The 16,302-nt window shown below is 65.9% G+C and carries 15 protein-coding genes; 4 read left to right on the forward strand and 11 right to left on the reverse strand.

Features of this window, described 5'->3' with window-relative positions; translation table 11 throughout:
* Positions 1 to 78 precede the first annotated feature (78 nt).
* Positions 79 to 1,608, forward strand: coding sequence for a mannose-1-phosphate guanylyltransferase/mannose-6-phosphate isomerase (locus PKKP23_RS13645; RefSeq protein ID WP_126877406.1), 1,530 nt, complete (start codon positions 79 to 81; stop codon positions 1,606 to 1,608).
* A gap of 213 nt (positions 1,609 to 1,821) precedes the next feature.
* Here PKKP23_RS13645 and PKKP23_RS13650 read toward each other — a convergent pair whose 3' ends face one another.
* Both PKKP23_RS13650 and PKKP23_RS13655 read right to left on the reverse strand, forming a co-directional pair.
* Complete coding sequence (locus PKKP23_RS13650; RefSeq protein WP_126877293.1) at positions 1,822 to 3,099, reverse strand: transposase; 1,278 nt, start codon at positions 3,097 to 3,099, stop codon at positions 1,822 to 1,824.
* A gap of 558 nt (positions 3,100 to 3,657) precedes the next feature.
* On the reverse strand, positions 3,658 to 3,960 hold the full coding sequence (locus PKKP23_RS13655; RefSeq protein WP_126877294.1) for a YciI-like protein: 303 nt from the start codon (positions 3,958 to 3,960) through the stop codon (positions 3,658 to 3,660).
* A 292-nt stretch (positions 3,961 to 4,252) separates the two neighbouring features.
* Between PKKP23_RS13655 and PKKP23_RS13660 the strand changes: the two genes are divergently transcribed.
* The 3 genes from PKKP23_RS13660 (at position 4,253) to PKKP23_RS13670 (ending at position 6,259) form a co-directional block, all read left to right on the forward strand.
* Positions 4,253 to 4,579 (forward strand): PsiF family protein, encoded by a 327-nt coding sequence (locus PKKP23_RS13660; RefSeq protein ID WP_126877295.1) that lies wholly within the window; start codon positions 4,253 to 4,255, stop codon positions 4,577 to 4,579.
* Between the two features lie 223 nt (positions 4,580 to 4,802).
* Entirely contained in the window at positions 4,803 to 5,258 is a 456-nt protein-coding gene (locus PKKP23_RS13665; protein ID WP_017773908.1) for a membrane protein, read from the forward strand.
* A gap of 413 nt (positions 5,259 to 5,671) precedes the next feature.
* Positions 5,672 to 6,259 (forward strand): BPSL1445 family SYLF domain-containing lipoprotein, encoded by a 588-nt coding sequence (locus PKKP23_RS13670; protein ID WP_042298810.1) that lies wholly within the window; start codon positions 5,672 to 5,674, stop codon positions 6,257 to 6,259.
* Positions 6,260 to 6,415: 156 nt separating this feature from the next.
* Here PKKP23_RS13670 and PKKP23_RS13675 read toward each other — a convergent pair whose 3' ends face one another.
* From PKKP23_RS13675 to PKKP23_RS13715, 9 genes are all read right to left on the reverse strand, one after another.
* Positions 6,416 to 7,483 carry a glycosyltransferase family 4 protein gene (locus PKKP23_RS13675; protein ID WP_126877296.1) on the reverse strand — a complete coding sequence of 356 codons (1,068 nt, stop codon included), beginning with the start codon at positions 7,481 to 7,483 and terminating at the stop codon, positions 6,416 to 6,418.
* A 235-nt stretch (positions 7,484 to 7,718) separates the two neighbouring features.
* Entirely contained in the window at positions 7,719 to 8,882 is a 1,164-nt protein-coding gene (locus PKKP23_RS13680; RefSeq protein ID WP_126877407.1) for an AAA family ATPase, read from the reverse strand.
* A gap of 74 nt (positions 8,883 to 8,956) precedes the next feature.
* Positions 8,957 to 10,360: an alpha,alpha-trehalose-phosphate synthase (UDP-forming) gene (otsA, locus tag PKKP23_RS13685; RefSeq protein ID WP_126877297.1), complete on the reverse strand. Its 1,404-nt coding sequence runs from the start codon at positions 10,358 to 10,360 to the stop codon at positions 8,957 to 8,959.
* A gap of 243 nt (positions 10,361 to 10,603) precedes the next feature.
* Positions 10,604 to 11,905 (reverse strand): mechanosensitive ion channel family protein, encoded by a 1,302-nt coding sequence (locus PKKP23_RS13690; RefSeq protein WP_126877298.1) that lies wholly within the window; start codon positions 11,903 to 11,905, stop codon positions 10,604 to 10,606.
* A gap of 264 nt (positions 11,906 to 12,169) precedes the next feature.
* Positions 12,170 to 12,538: a Rap1a/Tai family immunity protein gene (locus tag PKKP23_RS13695; RefSeq protein WP_017773902.1), complete on the reverse strand. Its 369-nt coding sequence runs from the start codon at positions 12,536 to 12,538 to the stop codon at positions 12,170 to 12,172.
* A 167-nt stretch (positions 12,539 to 12,705) separates the two neighbouring features.
* The gene (locus PKKP23_RS13700; RefSeq protein WP_420873224.1) at positions 12,706 to 13,521 is read right to left on the reverse strand and encodes an ankyrin repeat domain-containing protein; all 816 of its coding nucleotides are present in this window, start codon (positions 13,519 to 13,521) and stop codon (positions 12,706 to 12,708) included.
* A gap of 81 nt (positions 13,522 to 13,602) precedes the next feature.
* Positions 13,603 to 14,394, reverse strand: a complete 792-nt coding sequence (locus PKKP23_RS13705) for a TatD family hydrolase (protein WP_126877299.1) — start codon at positions 14,392 to 14,394, stop codon at positions 13,603 to 13,605.
* Positions 14,395 to 14,586: 192 nt separating this feature from the next.
* A complete protein-coding gene (locus PKKP23_RS13710) occupies positions 14,587 to 15,093 on the reverse strand; it encodes a GNAT family N-acetyltransferase (protein ID WP_126877300.1) in 507 nt (168 codons plus the stop codon).
* A gap of 118 nt (positions 15,094 to 15,211) precedes the next feature.
* Positions 15,212 to 16,252, reverse strand: coding sequence for a DNA polymerase III subunit delta' (locus tag PKKP23_RS13715; RefSeq protein ID WP_126877301.1), 1,041 nt, complete (start codon positions 16,250 to 16,252; stop codon positions 15,212 to 15,214).
* Between the last annotated feature and the right edge of the window lie 50 nt (positions 16,253 to 16,302).

The following is a 16,302-nucleotide window of genomic DNA, read 5'->3' on the forward strand; positions in this document are numbered from 1 at the left end:
CACTGATCTTCGATCCTGTGTGAGGAGAACGATATGTCTCATCCGGTAATTGCGGCGGCGGCTGGCGCCGGCGCTCGTATGGCCGCTCCGGCCGGCGTGAAGCTGAAGGTCCATCCGGTGATACTCGCGGGCGGCTCCGGCACGCGCCTGTGGCCCATGTCGCGCGAGCAGTATCCGAAGCAATTGATCGGACTGCTTGGCGATGATTCTCTGCTGCAATCCACGGCATGCCGGCTCGATGCGCTCGACGCGGGCTATCCGCTCGCCGAGCGGATCGTCGTGGTGGGTAACGAGGAGCACCGCTTCACGACAGCGGAGCAATTGCGCGTGAGCGGCAAGGTGGCCCGCCTGATTCTCGAACCCGCGGGGCGCGACACGGCGCCGGCACTCACCGTTGCAGCACTCTCGATTACGGCCGCCGATGAAGACGGCATCATGGTCATCATGCCCGCAGACCACGCCGTAACCGACCTCGCCGCATTCCAGGCCGCGGTGGCGGCCGGCGTGCAGCATGCCGCGGCGGGTCGCGTGGTGACGATGGGCATCGTGCCGACGCGTGCGGAGACCGGCTACGGCTATATCCGCGTGGGCGAGCCGTTCGCGCAGGGCGACGGGTCGAACGACGAGTCAAGCGCCGGGTCAAGCGATGAAGCGAGCAACGAGGCAAGCGATGAAGCGCGGCGTCTCGAACGCTTCGTCGAAAAGCCGCATCTCGAACTCGCGCAGCAGTACGTGGCCTCCAATGCGTATTGGTGGAACAGCGGCATCTTCATCATGCGTGCGTCCACGTGGCTCAAGGCGATTCGCCACTTCGAGCCGGCCATTCACGAAGCGTGCGTCACGGCCTGCGAACGCGGCCGCGACGACGGCGACTTCTTTCGCGTGGACCGCGAAGCGTTCGCCTCGTCGCCGTCCAATTCGATCGACTATGCCGTGATGGAACAACTGGGCAGCGACACTTCCGTGGTCACGGGCGTCGTGGTGCCGCTCGCGGCGGGCTGGTCCGACGTGGGATCGTGGGACGCGATCTGGGAGATTTCGCCGAAGGACGAGGCCCATAACGTGGGCCGCGGTCGCGTGCTGTTCGAAGGCGCGCAAACCACCTTCGCTCATTCGGAAGGACGCCTGATTGCCTGCGTCGGCACGCACGATCTCGTCGTGGTGGAAACGCCCGATGCCATTCTCGTGGCCGACAAGGCGCACGTGCAGGACGTGAAGAAAGTGGTGGGCCGCATTCGCAGCAGCCGCGGCACCGAGGCGGCGAACCATCGCAAGGTCCACCGCCCCTGGGGCCACTACGATTCCGTGGATATGGGCGAGCGCTTCCAGGTGAAACGCATTGTCGTGAAACCGGGCGCCCGCCTTTCGCTGCAGATGCATCACCATCGCGCGGAGCACTGGATCGTCGTGCGCGGCACGGCACTCGTCACGCGCGGCGAGGAGCGCTTCATCGTCTCCGAAAACGAATCGGCCTATATCCCGCTGGGTGTCACGCACCGGCTTGAGAACCCGGGCAAGATGCCGCTCGAAATCATCGAGGTGCAGTCGGGTTCCTATCTGGGCGAAGACGACATCGTGCGCTTCGACGATACCTACGGGCGACAGTGACGCGTGGAGGTGGACCGGCGGGGTGAGCCTGTTTAGCCGGCTCCTGCGGCGGCGAAGCGACTTTCGCTCGCCTGCCGCCCATGGGCCGGTCGCGATTGCGATGAGGTTGTGCCCTTGCCTCGGATCACTGCGTTAGATCACTGCATTAGTTCAGACGCGGGTCGCGTGCAGTGGCCTGCGATGCTTCAGTTCGCATGTCTCAGTTCGCATGCCTCAGTTCGCATGCGTCAGGAACTGCGAGACTCTCGGTGCGCGTTCGGGCCCGTGATCGGGTGCGCGTTCCGGCATGCGTTCGGCCGTGCGTTGCTGCGCGGGCTGCGAAAGACTCGTCGAAAGACTCGTGCCTTGCGCTTCGCTGTTGCCGATCCCATCCAGCCCAGCATCTTCGCTTCTTGATACAACGTCGGTCGGGTAGCGACGCAGCGCCACCCATCGCGCGTTCACGTTGAGCGCGTCCGCCGCACTGCGCGTTACAGGGCCTGCGTTCGGCACGGTGGGCAACGCCCGCTGCACCTGATTGGCAAGCGGCGGCCGGCTGGCCACAGGCGCGCTCACGGCGCCGCCTTCGCGTTGTTGCGCGAGCTGCTGCGCCGCTGCACGCGTGCGGCAATCGCGGTCGATCCACTGCTGCGCCCACTCCAGCGCATAGCGTTGCGCAGCGTCGGCATCGTCGAAACGCGGACCGACGAGACCCGAGCGCTCGACACGGCGTCCATCGCGCATGATTTCGGCGGCGGCCCGATACAGACGATTGGGAATCGGCTGCGCCATCGCGTAAATCACATAGCCGCGGCGATCCACCAGTTGCTCGCCCTGTACAGGCAGACTCGACCACATCGGGTCGCGTGTAACGACCTCCTGGCCGTCGGACGTCTGAAGCGGGCGAGTCGACTGGGGCGACGAAGGCAAATTTGTAACGTTCTGCCCGGCCGCCGCCGCTGCGCCCGACGCGTTCGCATCCGCCGCATCGCTTTCAGGTGCACCGGTAAGCTGACGCGTGATGTTCGCGATGGGATCGAGACGGCCGAGCGAATCGAGCGAACGGCCGAACGCGCGCCAGCCCGGCGTGGCATCCGGCGTCTGCCACGATTCGGGGCTCTTCCAGAACACGCCGCGCATGCCGTCCGCGCGCCCGCTTTCTTCGCGCGCGGGCGGGGGGCTGGCGGGCGCAGTCTGGCGTACGACCGGCGCCGACGGTTCAGGCACGTAGGCGAACTTGCGGCCGCCTTGCGAGAGAATGCGGACCACCTCGGCCAGCGTGCCGTTCAGTTGCCACTCTTCGAAGCGGCGCCGGCAGGTTGGCCCGGACGGATAACGGCCCGGCAGTTTCGACCACGGCTCGCCCGTGGTCAGTATCCAGAGGACAGCGTTGGCCACGACGCGAGGCTCGGCACGGGGCCGGCCGCGCCGGTTCAGGCGCACGACTGGCTCGTCGGAAACGAGCGCGGCCACCTGCGCCCATTCTTCATTGCTTAGCTCATCGAAAAACATGTGTTTCTCCACGCAGCCAGGCCGGGCTGCGGCTTTGAACACGCACGAATTTCATGAAACGGTGATTCGTGTCGTGCCCTCGGTTGCACAATAGGCTTATGCGTTTTGTGCCACTTTCGAACGGTCGCACTGAGGTAGTGCGAACATTCCCCGGCGCGACGCACAAAACGGGGTCTCACTCGTGCATGGGAGAATTTGTGCACGAAGCATACCATCACCAGGGTTTGCATGAATATGACAGAGACAGTTGTTACGCATGGAAACAAACTTGTCCTTTTCGCGGCGTAGATGCGGCTGGCTTGAAAACGTAAATGATGGCAGCGGCAGCACGCCGGACGCAGGTCCGGCGGCCTCAACCGGCTTTGTGACAGCTAATGTCACATATCAGCGGAGCACTCGCGGCTTATCGATTTTTTTATGAATTTCTTATCACGTCGATATAGCTTGCGCTGAATACCGTCATTCCATGCCAATTGCGTAATGCGCAATACGCCTGCGATGCTTCGCGCATAGTCTGCACAGCGCTTCAATCTGCGATACGGCCTGGATAAACGCGCTTCACTGGGCGCGCACGGGCGTGGCGGCCTGCTCGCCGACCACGGTCTGCCAGCCCCGCACGTGCCAGCGCGTGACGAGCCCTTCACGCACGTAGGGATCGGCGCGTGCGAAGTCTTCGGCGACGGCGGGCGTTTCACCCGTGAAGAGCAGCACTGCGCCGTCGACGGGGTCGGTCAATGCGCCCGCCAGCAGCAATTCGCCGCGCTCGGCTGCGGCCCACGCGAGCGCCAGATGCGCGGCGCGATATTCGCCGCGGCGCTGAAGATAGTCGGGTGCAACGTCGTACATGAGCAGATAGTGCATTGACGTCTCCGTGACGAAGCTTGAGGTAAAACCGGGCGGCCGCAATCTGTGCCGGCCACGGCGCATTGCATGTGAATCATATCGCCGCAGGCCAAACGTGAAAGCGTGCGCGCCAGGCCGTGTGTCCTCGCCTGCCCAGGGTATAACCTGCCTGCCCCGTGTCAACCAAAGCCGCCGCCGCTTCGTTTTCAGAGCGGCTTTGCCACGCGCGGGACGGTGCCGATAAACTGGCGCCGTCCATGCCGCCCTGACATGACAACGAGAAAGTCCAATCTCTGATGGGAGTGTGTCCATGAAAATCCAATCTGCTATCGCCGCAGTCGTGCTGGGTGGCGTATTCGCTGCGCCGGTGTTTGCTCAAACCGCCGCGCCTGCTGCACCTGCCGCTGCCAATACGCAGCAGCAAAAAATGAAGGCCTGCAACACGCAAGCCAGCGGCAAGAAGGGTGACGAGCGCAAGGCGTTCATGAAGCAATGTCTTTCGGCCGATGCCCCCGCCGCCGCGTCCGGCCCGATGAGCCAGCAAGACCGCATGAAGATGTGCAACCAGCAGGCCACCGGCAAGAAGGGCGACGAGCGCAAGGCGTTCATGAAGTCGTGCCTCTCGACCAAGAACTGACACCGGCCGGTCGTACACGCTCTATCCGGCCCGGGCGCCCGCCTGGGCCGAGCGCAGTCCTTCTGTTCAGCCCCCTTCCCCTTGCCGCAGCGCGCCCGTACACCACGTCGGCCGTTTTCTTCTATGATGGCGGCCAAGGCGGCGCTTCCATCACATGCAAACACAATGAGCCATCGGGCGCCGACCGGTCGTTGATGCCGCAGTGCATTGAACGGAGGCAGGGATGGCATGGAGACAAAACCGCTGGGTGCGGCGCTGGCTGATCGTGATCGTCTTCTGGGCAGTGCCCGTGGCGATCGTGGCTGTGCGCGAGATCCAGGAAGAAATGGCTTACAACCGGGCGGACCTGCAACAGGCGCTGACGTCCTGGACATTCACCGATGCCCAGCGTGCCGCCGGCGCTCCGCAACGCTGCCACGGCACCCCCGATGAAGCGGCCGGCGCCGGGTGTCCGCAAGACGTGCTCGCCGCGAACGCCACGCGCCAGCAGGAGGCGCGCGACGAATACGCCGTGCGGCGCGCCACCCTCGCCAGCTATCTGTGGCACGCCTTCGTGGGTTACTGGATCGTGCCGGCTGCCACCCTCTTCGCCGTGGGGCTCCTGATCGCGGGCATCCGCCGCGCGCTCAGACGGCCGCCCGTCGAGCGCCCTCCCGTCAAGCGGCCGGCTCCCCATTGAGTGTGTGTCGCACACCCGATTCCTTTCGATTGGCATTCCAGTCGGTCACAACTTCCCCCGCACGCCGTCCATTCGCCCGCGGGCCCTGATGCCACCGGGGCACACCGCTTGCTACTCCAGCCATGACTGAGCCACGCGCGGCATGCGAACCCGCCGCGCAGTGACACAGTGGCTAACCTCGAGTAGCCGACGTCACCCTCCGCTTGCCGCGGGCCTCCCCGTACGGCAAGCGAGACCCGCCGCGCATGGCTAAACGCCCTCGAGCACACAGCCACACGCGTGACGGGTGCGATGTAGCACGATGTCGCGTCCAGGGCGGCCGTCATGGTCCCCGTGTTATAACGGGCCAGGCAGTTCCCGGCCGCCGCCGAGGGTCGGCGGCCGCTTCCGGAAACCACAACGGAGAAAAAACGATGCAAAAACGCAACCTGATTCTGAAGGCTTCCACCGCGGTCCTGCTCGGCGCGCTGGCGCTCGCGGGCTGCACGACCACGCCCAACGAGTCGAATACGGCGTCGACCAATGCGTCCAAGCGCCACTCCATCGACGCGAGCGTGGACGGCACCCTGTCGCGCCTGTATCAGACCGTGCCGGGCTCGCGCGAACTCGTGGCCAAGGCGCGTGGCGTGCTCGTGTTCCCGTCGGTGATCCAGGCAGGCTTCATCGTGGGCGGCCAGTACGGCGAAGGCGCGCTGCGCGTGGGCGGCAGCAGCGTGGGCTACTACAGCACCGCAACCGGCTCGTTCGGACTGCAGGCGGGCGCGCAGTCGAAGGCCATCGTCTTCCTGTTCATGACGCAGGACTCCCTCGACAAATTCCGCAGTTCGGACGGCTGGGCGGTGGGCGGCGACGCCTCGGTCGCGCTCGTGAAGGTGGGCGCCAACGGCGCTATCGACTCGAACACGGCCACCGCGCCGGTGCAGGTCATCGTGCTGACCAACGCCGGCCTGATGGGCGACCTGTCGCTGACTGGCACGAAGGTTTCGCGCCTTCACATCTGAGTATCACGGGCGTCGGCGGGCGTCGGGCCCGCCATGTCTCGGGCGCAGCCGGAGCCTGCTCTGCGGGCCTCGGCTGCGCCTGTGTCGTTTCATCAGCACATCAGCACGGCCGCGACGGCACGGCTTCGTTCGCGTGCGCCGCAGCGTGAAAGCGCTTCACGTCGTGGACGCGTCGATCACCTTGAAGCGCGAGCGCTTTTGCGCGCGAATCACAGACTGATAAGCGTCCACGTACTCCTGCGCCATGCGGTGCGACGTGAAGCGCTCCTCGAAGCGGCGGCGCACCCCGGCCCTCGACACGCGATTGAGCCGGTTCACGGCGGCACACGCGCCGATCTCGTCTTCCACGATGAAGCCGCTCACGCCTTCGTCCAGCACCTCCGGCACCGAGCCGCGATTGAACGCGATCACCGGCGTGCCGCAAGCCATCGCCTCGATCATCACGAGCCCGAACGGCTCGGGCCAGTCGATCGGAAACAGCAATGCATGCGCGCCCGAGAGAAACTTTGCCTTTTGCGAATCGTCGATTTCGCCGATGTACTCGACATGCGGCAGTTCGAGCAGCGGCCGGATATCGCGGTCGAAGTATTCGCGGTCCGCGGCATCCACCTTGGCCGCAATGCGCAGCTTCATGCCGCAGCGGCCCGCGATGCGGATCGCGGTATCCACGCGCTTTTCGGGAGAGATGCGCCCGAGGAACGCAAGGTAGCGCTGCTCCACCGGCTGCGGCGTGTAGAGCCGCTCCGGCAACCCGTGATAAACGGTGGTGAGCCACTTCGCCTGCGGCAACGGCTGGCGCTGCGCATTCGAGATGGAGACGACGTGCTGCGTGTTGAACGTATCGAACACCGGCTGCTGTTCGGGCAGGTCGAGCCGCCCGTGCAGCGTGGTCACGAACGGCGTTTCCTGGCGCTTGAATACCGAAAACGAGTAGTAGTCCATGTGGAAATGCAGCACGTCGAACTGGTCGGCCTGGCGGCGCACCAGTTCCATGAGCAGCATGTGCGGCGCGACGCGGTCGCGAATGCCCGGGTCGAGCCGCAGCGCGCGCGGCCACACGGGTTCGAGCTTCGCGCTCGTGATCGAGTCGCCGCTGGCAAAGAGCGTCACGTCATGACCGAGTTCCACCAGCGCTTCGGTGATGTACGACACGACGCGCTCGGTGCCGCCGTAGAGCTTCGGCGGCACCGATTCGGTCAACGGTGCGATCTGCGCAATTCTCATTGGTCTCTCCATGAAACGGCCTGAACCTTGAACGCTGGCTCGCGCGCACGCGTCTGCCCGCGCGGCGGGTACGGCCGATGGGTGGATTATTGTTCAGCCGCCGCGCCCGCGCCCCTGGTATTTCAATTGAAAAGCGCTGTTACAGTCGCGAAACAGTATGCTTTTCAAGAGAAAATGGCGCGCCCGGCCTCGTCGCGGGCGGCGCTCAGCGTGCCGGCGCTCAGTGTGGCGGCCCTTAGCGTGCAGGCCATTTCCAGGCGGGCAAATCGAGTTCGTCGGCCTGGACGATGCGCGTGGCGCCCAGCGCTTTTTCGAGCACGATCGAGTGGCTCCCACCCTCGCGCTCCAGCGCCGCGATGAGCCGCGCCGCATGCGAGACGACGAGCACCTGCGAGCGCGTGGACGCATCGGCAATCAGCCGCGCCAGCGCGGGCAGCAGGTCGGGATGCAGGCTGGTTTCCGGCTCGTTGAGCACGAGTAGCGCAGGCGGGCGCGGCGTGAGCAGCGCCGCGACGAGCAGCAGATAGCGCAGCGTGCCGTCCGAGAGTTCGGCCGCCTTGAGGGCGCGCAGCAGGCCGTGCTGCTGCATCGTCACCTCGAAGCGCCCGTCGTGGTTGACCACGGCCACGCTCGAGCCGGGAAACGCGTCTTCCACGGCGGCGTCGAGCGCCCGCGGATTGCCGATCTCGCGGATGGTCTGCCACGCCGCGGCGAGGTCCGCGCCGTCGTCGGCCAGCACCGGCGTATGGGTGCCGATCTGCGGCTGGCGCGCAGGCGCCTCCGCGTCGGTGCGGAAATGGTCGTGGAAGCGCCACGAGCGGATCTGCTCGCGCACCGCGATCATCTCGGGCGCGGTCTTCGGGTCCGAGAACTCGGTCATCATGCTGTCGAAGCTCGCGATGGGCTGCGCCACGGGCGCCCACTCGCCCTCCTCGTCGCGCGTGCGCAGCGTCGGGCCCTGCCGGTCCACGAGCAATGCCGACGGGCGCAGCACCGGCCCGCTCCAGATGCACTCGCGCTTGATGACGGGGTCCAGCTGGAACTGCGAGACGCCCGGCAGCGGCAAGCCAAGGTCGATCGCGTAGCCGAACGTACTGCCCGCAAAGCCGAGCCGCAGGCTCACGGGCTCCTTGCGGCGCGTTCCCTGTACGGGCACCTCGCCCGCGAGCATGCCGCGCGAGAAGCGCTCGGGGCCAGCCCAGAGCGTGGACGGCAGACCGCCTTCGCGCGCGAGCGACGCAATCAACCCGCCGCGCGCCGTCGCCGCGAGCAGGCGCAGCGCCCGATAGAGGTTCGACTTGCCGCTGCCGTTCGGTCCCGTCACCACGTTGAGCGCCGCGAGCGGCACCACCAGTTCGCGCAGCGACCGGTAACCCGCGATGGCGAGCGTGCCGAGCATCGCCTCGCGTTCGCGCTCGCCGTTCATGCCGTGGCCTTGCTTGCTGTCGCCATGCCCTTATGCCGTTATGCCCCTTAAGCCTCGCGCTTCAGGCTGCGCAGGTCGCGCAGGAACGAGTCGCGCCACACGCCGAGATCGTTCTTCCGGAGCGCCGTCATGTTGGTTTCGTAGCGCGCCTTGCGTTCGGCAAGCGGCATTGCCAGCGCCTCTTGCAGCGCCTCGCTCATGCCGATGGCGTCGTGCGGATTGACGAGCAGCGCGCCCGAAAGCTCGGCAGCCGCGCCCGCGAAGATGGAGAGCACGAGTACGCCGGGATCGTCGGGGTTCTGCGCCGCCACGTATTCCTTGGCGACGAGATTCATGCCGTCGTGCAGCGGCGTGACGAACCCGATCTGCGATTCGCGGAACAGCGACATCAGCTTCCAGCGGTCGTAGCGCTGGTTGAGATAGCGGATGGGCGTGTAGTCGAGCGCGGAAAAGCGGCCGTTGATGCGCCCGGCTTCCCCTTCCAGCTCCTGGCGGATCTGCTGATAGGTATCGACATCCGAGCGCGTGGGCGGCGCGATCTGCACGAGCGTAACGTTGCCGCGCCATTCGGGCGCGCGCTCCAGCAGTTGCTCGAAGGCGCGAAAGCGCTCGACGAGCCCCTTCGAATAATCGAGCCGGTCGACGCTCATGATGAGCTTGCGGCCCTCCAGGCTCTGCTTGAGGTCAAGCACGTGCTGGCGGCTTTCGTAGCGTTTCGCCTGCTCGGCGATCTCGTCGGGGAACACGCCGATGCGATACACGCCGGTGTGCAGCGTGCGGCCGAACGCCGAAGCAACTGCGCCTTCGCTTTCGCCCGTGTCCGTCACTTCGCCGCGTGCATGGCGCACCAGGTAGTCGTGGAATGCGACCTGGTCGTTGCGCGTCTGGAAGCCGATCAGGTCGTAGCAGCACAACGACTTCACGAGTTCTTCGTGCGGCGGAATGTTGAGCAGGATCTGCGGCGCGGGAAACGGAATGTGCAGGAAGAAGCCGATCAGGTTCGTCACGCCTTCGGCGCGCAAGGCCTCGGCAAACGGAATCAGGTGGTAGTCGTGGACCCAGATGACGTCGTCGGGCTCGATCAGCCTGGTGAGCTTGTGCGCGAGCCAGGCGTTGACGCGCCGGTAGCCCGCGTATTCGTCGCGCTCGTAGCGGGCCAGATCGTTGCGGTAATGGAAAACCGGCCACAGCGTGGCGTTCGAAAAACCGCGGTAGTACTGGTCGTAGTCCTTGCGCGTGAGGCCCACGGTAGCAAAGGTCACCGACCCCTCCTGCTCCAGCACGGGCCCCGCGTTAGCCACCGTCTCGCTCACCACGTCGCCGCTCCAGCCGAACCACACGCCGCCCGCGTCCTTGAGCGCGCCGAATACGCCGACGGCGAGGCCGCCCGCGGACCCTTTCGTCTCCGTGGGCGTGGCCACACGGTTTGATACTACGATCAGTCTGCCCATGAAACCTGTTCTCCCGATTCCTGTTGTGCCGAGTGTTCGTCTGCTCGCGTTGCGCCGGTCTCGTGGCGTGTGGTGGTGAGGTTATCGCGCCTGTCGCTGCGGTGCCTCGTTCTTGTGATCGTGCGGGTTGCCGGAACCTGCGCGGCTTGGCCGTGGCGGTCGCCGTGAACGCGATGGCTGCCGTTTCGTATCAAGACGAACCGATCTGGCGGGCGAGCCACCGTGGCCGCGTCCAGTCGCGCGCTATCGGTCCGGCGCTTGCGCGTGGGCCGGCTGGCTGCCTCTCGCCTCGCCGTCGACGGGGGCAGGCACGTCGCCGGCACCCCGTTCGTCGCCGTCAGACGGACGCGCCGCGCGGCCTGCGGCACGCGCGCTGCGGCCCGCCACCGGGTCCGCCTCGGTATGCGCCGCCGTGCTCGATGCGTGGTGTCGCGAGCCTGATGCGTGGCGGCCGTGCGCGCCATGCGTGCTGCTCTCCAGTTCCGCCGACACTTCGGCCCGTGCACGCGGCAAGTATTGCGGGTAATGCTGGTTCACGAAGTCGAGCAGCCCTTCGCGCACGCGGCAGCGCAGGTCCCAGTTCAGCCCCGAATCCTGCGAACTGACGAGAATACGCAACTGCATCGCGCGTTCGCTGGTGTCGGTCACCTGCAACACCTGCACACGCCGGTCCCACTCGGGCGCTTCGGCGACGATGCGCGCCAGTTCCTCGCGCAGCGGTGCGAGCGGCATGCGGTAGTCCAGCCAGAGATACACGGTGCCGATAATCTCCGCGCTGCTGCGCGTCCAGTTCGTGAACGGGTTTTCGATAAACCACTGAAGCGGCACGATGAGCCGGCGCTGGTCCCAGAGCCGTACCGAAACGTAGGTGCCCGTGATCTCTTCGATGCGGCCCCACTCGCCCTGAATGACCACCACGTCGTCGAGGCGAAGCGGTTGGGACAGTGCGATCTGCAAGCCCGCAATCAGGTTGCCGAGCACCGGCCGCGCGGCGATACCGGCCACCAGACCCGCCACGCCGGCCGAGGCGAGCAGGCTCGCACCGATCTGCCGCACGTTCGGAAAGGTCATGAGCGCCGCGCCTACGCCGACGATCACGATCACCACCATCACCGAGCGCGCCAGCACCCGCGCCTGGGTATGGATGCGCCGCGCCTGCAGGTTGTCCGCGGTATCGAGCGGATGCGCCTCGATGATCGCTTCGCCGATCGCGGCGGCCGAGCGCACGGAAAGCCAGGTCATCCCGCCGATCAGCGCGAACGCCGCGAGATCGCGCAGGCTGCCAATGAAATGGAGCGTGTCCGGCGCCTCCCACCAGACGATTTCGAGCATGAGAATCGCGACGACGAAGAGCGCCGGCTTGTCGATGTAGCGCAGAAAGACGCTGAGAATCGGATAAGGCCGCGCGATGCGGATAAGCACGCGGCCGCCCGCCCAGTGGACGCCGAAAGCGAACGCAAGCCCGATCGCGGTGAAGAGCAACGTTCCCGGCCACGCTTCCAGCGGTGCCGAGGCGATGCGTTCGAGATCGTCGATCGTGATCATGAGCGGCCTTCTCCTCCTTCTCCCGGTAGCGGGAAGACGGGCGACTTATCAGGCAACCTGTGGGGCAACCTGTGGGGCAGCCTGCGGGGCAGCCTCCCGGGCGACCTTTCACGCAAGCAGCCTTACGTCACCCAGCGACGCCGCTCCCGCAATCTGCCGCGGCGCGCCCGCATGGCCGCCCTCAGCAACGCTGCCCGCCCGCGCAGTCCACCGCTGGCACAGCCCCAGGCCGGCAAGGGCGCCCCGTTACCCGGCGGCTCGCGGCTAGTTGCCGGTCTTGCAGGGAAAGGCCTTGCCGAGCCCCAGAGAAACCGCCGTGCTCGCGTTGTAGCCGGCCACGTTCGGATTGTCGGCAATGTACTTGCGTACCGCGTCCGTCAGTTGCGCGGAGCGCGCGTCCGGCGGCAGGCAGAAGTATTGACCCACGCGCGGGCCGGTGGTGCCGCCAATGGCGTCGATGGTATTGAACACGCCGTCTGCCGCGCCTTCGATGTAGGCAGCGCATGCGGCGCGCGACGCCACGTCCGTTTTCATGCAAAGGCGGTTGAGGTCGCTCGCCGTGAACGCGAAGGCGGCAACCGGCAAGACAAGCGCGCCGGCGCAAGCGCCGGCCCGGATCAGAACCCGCAGCATGATTCTCCCTTGATGCATACGTGTGGTCCGGCGCGGTCGCGCGCAGGATGCGCCCGGCCCCGCTGCCGGCCGAAAAAGAGGATGCAACGATCGCGCAAGAAAAGCGAGCAATGCAACGATGCGCCGCGTGGGCGGCCCTTCATTTCCGCGCGCGGCGCATCAATCCGCTATTTTGCACTGTTTTGCGGTGCCGACGCAGCCGCGGGCGCCTGCTGCTGCGTCTGGGCGATACGGGCGGTCAAGCCTTCCACCACGTCCGGCGCCTTGTAGTGCTTCGCGAAGTCGAGCGCCGTGAGACCCAGCTGATTCTTCACGTTGAGATCCGCGCCGTTGTCGAGCAGTAGCTTGACTGTCGAAATGTGGTTGCCACGCGCGGCCATCATGAGCGGCGTGGTGCCGTTGGGCGAGCCCGCGTCGACATAGGCCGACTGGTCGAGCAGCAGCTTCACGACATCGTCGTGGCCGTTCGCCGCCGCGTAATGCAGCGGCGCCCAGCCCTTCTTGTTGACCTCGGCGCCCTTCGCAATCAAGAGCTTCACGAGGTCGAGGTCGCCGTTCAGCGCCGCGAGCATCATCGCGTTCTCGCCTGCCTTGTCTTGCGCCTCGATATTCGTCTTCGGATTCGCGACGAGCGCCGCGGCCACCTTGTTGGACTGCTCGCGCGCCGCCAGCACGAGGAGCGGGATGCCCTGGTCGTCGGTCAGGTTCGGGTCCATGCCGTTCGCGAGTTGCTTGTTGACTTCCTTCACGTCGTCGAACTTCACGGCCTTGATCATCGTGTCCGCAGGCGCTGCCTGCGCGGGCGCGGCCACCAGCGTGCCGGCGAACCCGGCGGCGAGCGCCAGAGACGCTACGCCGCGCCGCAGCAAAGCCGATACCGATGCAACACCGGCATGCCGGGACGATGCAGCCCGACGGTTCACCGAAGAACCGTCTGCCAGGAAACCTGCAATAGCGCGTGAAGGCCGAAGATCGAATTTCATGTTTTACCTTAAATTATTTGTCTATCTTACTGATAATACTAAAATATTGCCCGCACACTCGCCGCATGTCCCGCCGTGCCTTCAGACATCCTGTGGAGCAGGAATGCGGAACAGGCGGAAGAAGTTGCGCGTGGTGGCCTGGGCCACCACGGCGTCGGTGACGTCGCGTTGCTGGGCAATGAACCTTCCGACATAACTCACGTACGCAGGTTCATTGGGCTTGCCGCGGTACGGCACAGGCGCGAGATACGGCGAATCGGTTTCGATCAGGAGGCGCTCGAGCGGCACGCGCCGCGCCACGTCCTGAACGTCGGTGGCGCTCTTGAACGTGACGATGCCTGAGAGCGAAATGTAGAAGTTCTGCGCCAGCGCGCGTTCGGCCACGGGCCAAGGCTCGGTGAAGCAGTGCATCACGCCGCCGGGCCCGCTGGCGCGCTCCTCTTCCATGATGCGCAGCGTGTCGTCCGACGACGCCCGCGTGTGGACAATGAGCGGCTTGCCCGTGGCGTGCGCCGCGCGAATGTGGGTGCGAAAACGCTCGCGCTGCCATTCCATGTCCGCGATGGTGCGCTCGCCGAGGCGATAGTAATCGAGCCCGGTCTCGCCGATCGCCACTACCTTCGGGTGCTGCGCCAGTTCGACGAGTTCGGCCACGGTGGGCTCCTTCGCGTCCTCGTGATCGGGATGCACGCCCACGGACGCGTAGACGTTCTCGTAGGTGCCCGCGATGTCGAGCACCGAGGGCAGCGTTTCCAGATCGACGGAAACGCACAACGCGTGGCTCACGTCATGCGAGCGCATGTTTTCGAGTACCTGCGGCAGGCGGTCGCCGAGTCCTTCGAAGTTGATGTGGCAATGCGAGTCGACAAACATGGGGAAATCCTGCGCGGGTCGGTTGTGGTGGGTTATGAATGACGGTTGCGGGTTTGACCGGCAAGTGTGCCGGACGTGCGGATAGCTTGCGTCCGCGTTTGCGGCCGGGTTTGCGTCCGGTAACCGGCAACGCGCGAGGCGCCAGCCTCAGCGACCGTTACGCGGCATCAGCGCGACGGGATCGACCGGCTATCACCCCTCGGCATCGACCCGCTTGCCGAGAATCACGAGATCGCGCTCCACGCCGTCGAGCACCGCGACGCGCGGCAGCGTGCCCCAGGTCTCGAAGCCGTAGCCGCGAAAGAGCCGCAGGCTCGGCTCATTGTGGCCGAAGATGAAACCCAGCACCGAGTGAATGCCGAGCGCAGGCGCCGCCTGAAGGGCTGCGGCGAGCAATTGCCGGCCGAGGCCTTTGCCGCGCACGGCCTCGTCCAGATAGATGCTGACCTCCGACGTATACCGGTAAGCCGGGCGGCCATAGAAGTCCGAGAAGCTGAGCCACGCGACCACGCGGCCGGCCTCCTCCACGACCCACAGCGGTCGCGTGGCAGGCCCGTGCGCATGGAACCACGGCACCCGGCTGTCTACGCTGACCGGCTCCAGATCCGCCGTGACCTGGCGGGAAGCGACCGTGGAGTTGTAAATGGCGACAATGGCGGGCAGATCGTCGAGCGTGGCATCGCGATACGAAAGGGTCATGGCAAGTATCCGGCTAGGCTTACAGAGGATTTCGGGAAGGCAAGGCGCCGGCAACGGCAACGGGGCAACGCGACGGTGGCGCAATGACGCCGCAATGTCGACTTGACCGCGCCCGCCGTCAGCCGAACAGCTCCCGATAACCCAGAAACAGTTCCTCGAATACCAGACGCGCGTTGAGCGGATGGTTCTCTACCCTGCGCTGACGCGTCACGGTTCTCTGGAAACGCGCGAACGCGTCCGTGTTCATCTCGCCGGCGCAACGCGCGAGCGCCGATGACGCCTGTGGAAAGTAACGCGGCCGGCCCGCCGTGCGCTGCGCCAGAAGATCGTAGAGCCAGCGCTGGAGCCAGCCGATCACGAGCGGCACGGGCAGTTTCTGCAGCGTCTCGCCGCAGGCGAACGCGTCGCAGCGTGCCCCGGCGGCGAGCTGGGCCAGCGTCCAGTCGCGCAGCGTGCGGTTTTCGTCGTGCGCAAGCGCGCGCGCGGCGAGCGGCGCACCGCCTGCTTCGGCGAGCAGCGCTTCGGCATCATCGGCGCCTTGCGCCTTGAGCCAGGCGGTGGCGTCTTGCGCCGAGGGCGTGCCCATGGGCCACTGGCGGCAGCGGCTCACGATGGTGGGCAGCAACCGGTCGATACGCGCCGACACCACCAGGAACACGACGCCCGCCGGCGGCTCCTCGAGCGTCTTGAGCAGCGCGTTGGCCGCCGCGACGTTGAGTGCCTCGGCTGGATAGAGCACGACCACGCGCATGCCGCCCCGGTGCGAGCCGATGCCGCTGAAGTCCAGTAGTGCACGGACCTGCTCGATCTTGATTTCCTTGCTCAGCGTGCGGGTCTTCTTGCCGCTGCCGTCGTCGGCGTCGTCCTTTTCGGGCTTGCCTTCGTCTGCGGCGGTGGCGCCCAGTTCAGCGGCTAGCGCTTCGGGCACCACGATCCGGTAGTCCGGGTGATTGCCCTGTTCAAACCAGTTGCAGGCGGCACAGGCGCCGCACGGCTCACCGTTGGCCTGAGGCGCCTCGCAGAGCAGCCCCTTGGCGAGATGCCGGGCAAAGTCGAGCTTGCCGATGCCGGCCTGCCCATGCAGCAGCAGCGCATGCGGCCAGTGCGCACGGAGTTGCTGAAGGCGATTCCAGTCGTCGGCCTGCCACGGATAGATCATCTTTTCTATTTTAAATCAATCGATTACGATAAATTATTCGCGCGATGCAT

Origin of the sequence: Paraburkholderia kururiensis JCM 10599 = LMG 19447 (genome assembly GCF_003986935.1) — a bacterium.
In the GTDB taxonomy this organism is placed as follows: Bacteria; Pseudomonadota; Gammaproteobacteria; order Burkholderiales; family Burkholderiaceae; genus Paraburkholderia; species Paraburkholderia kururiensis.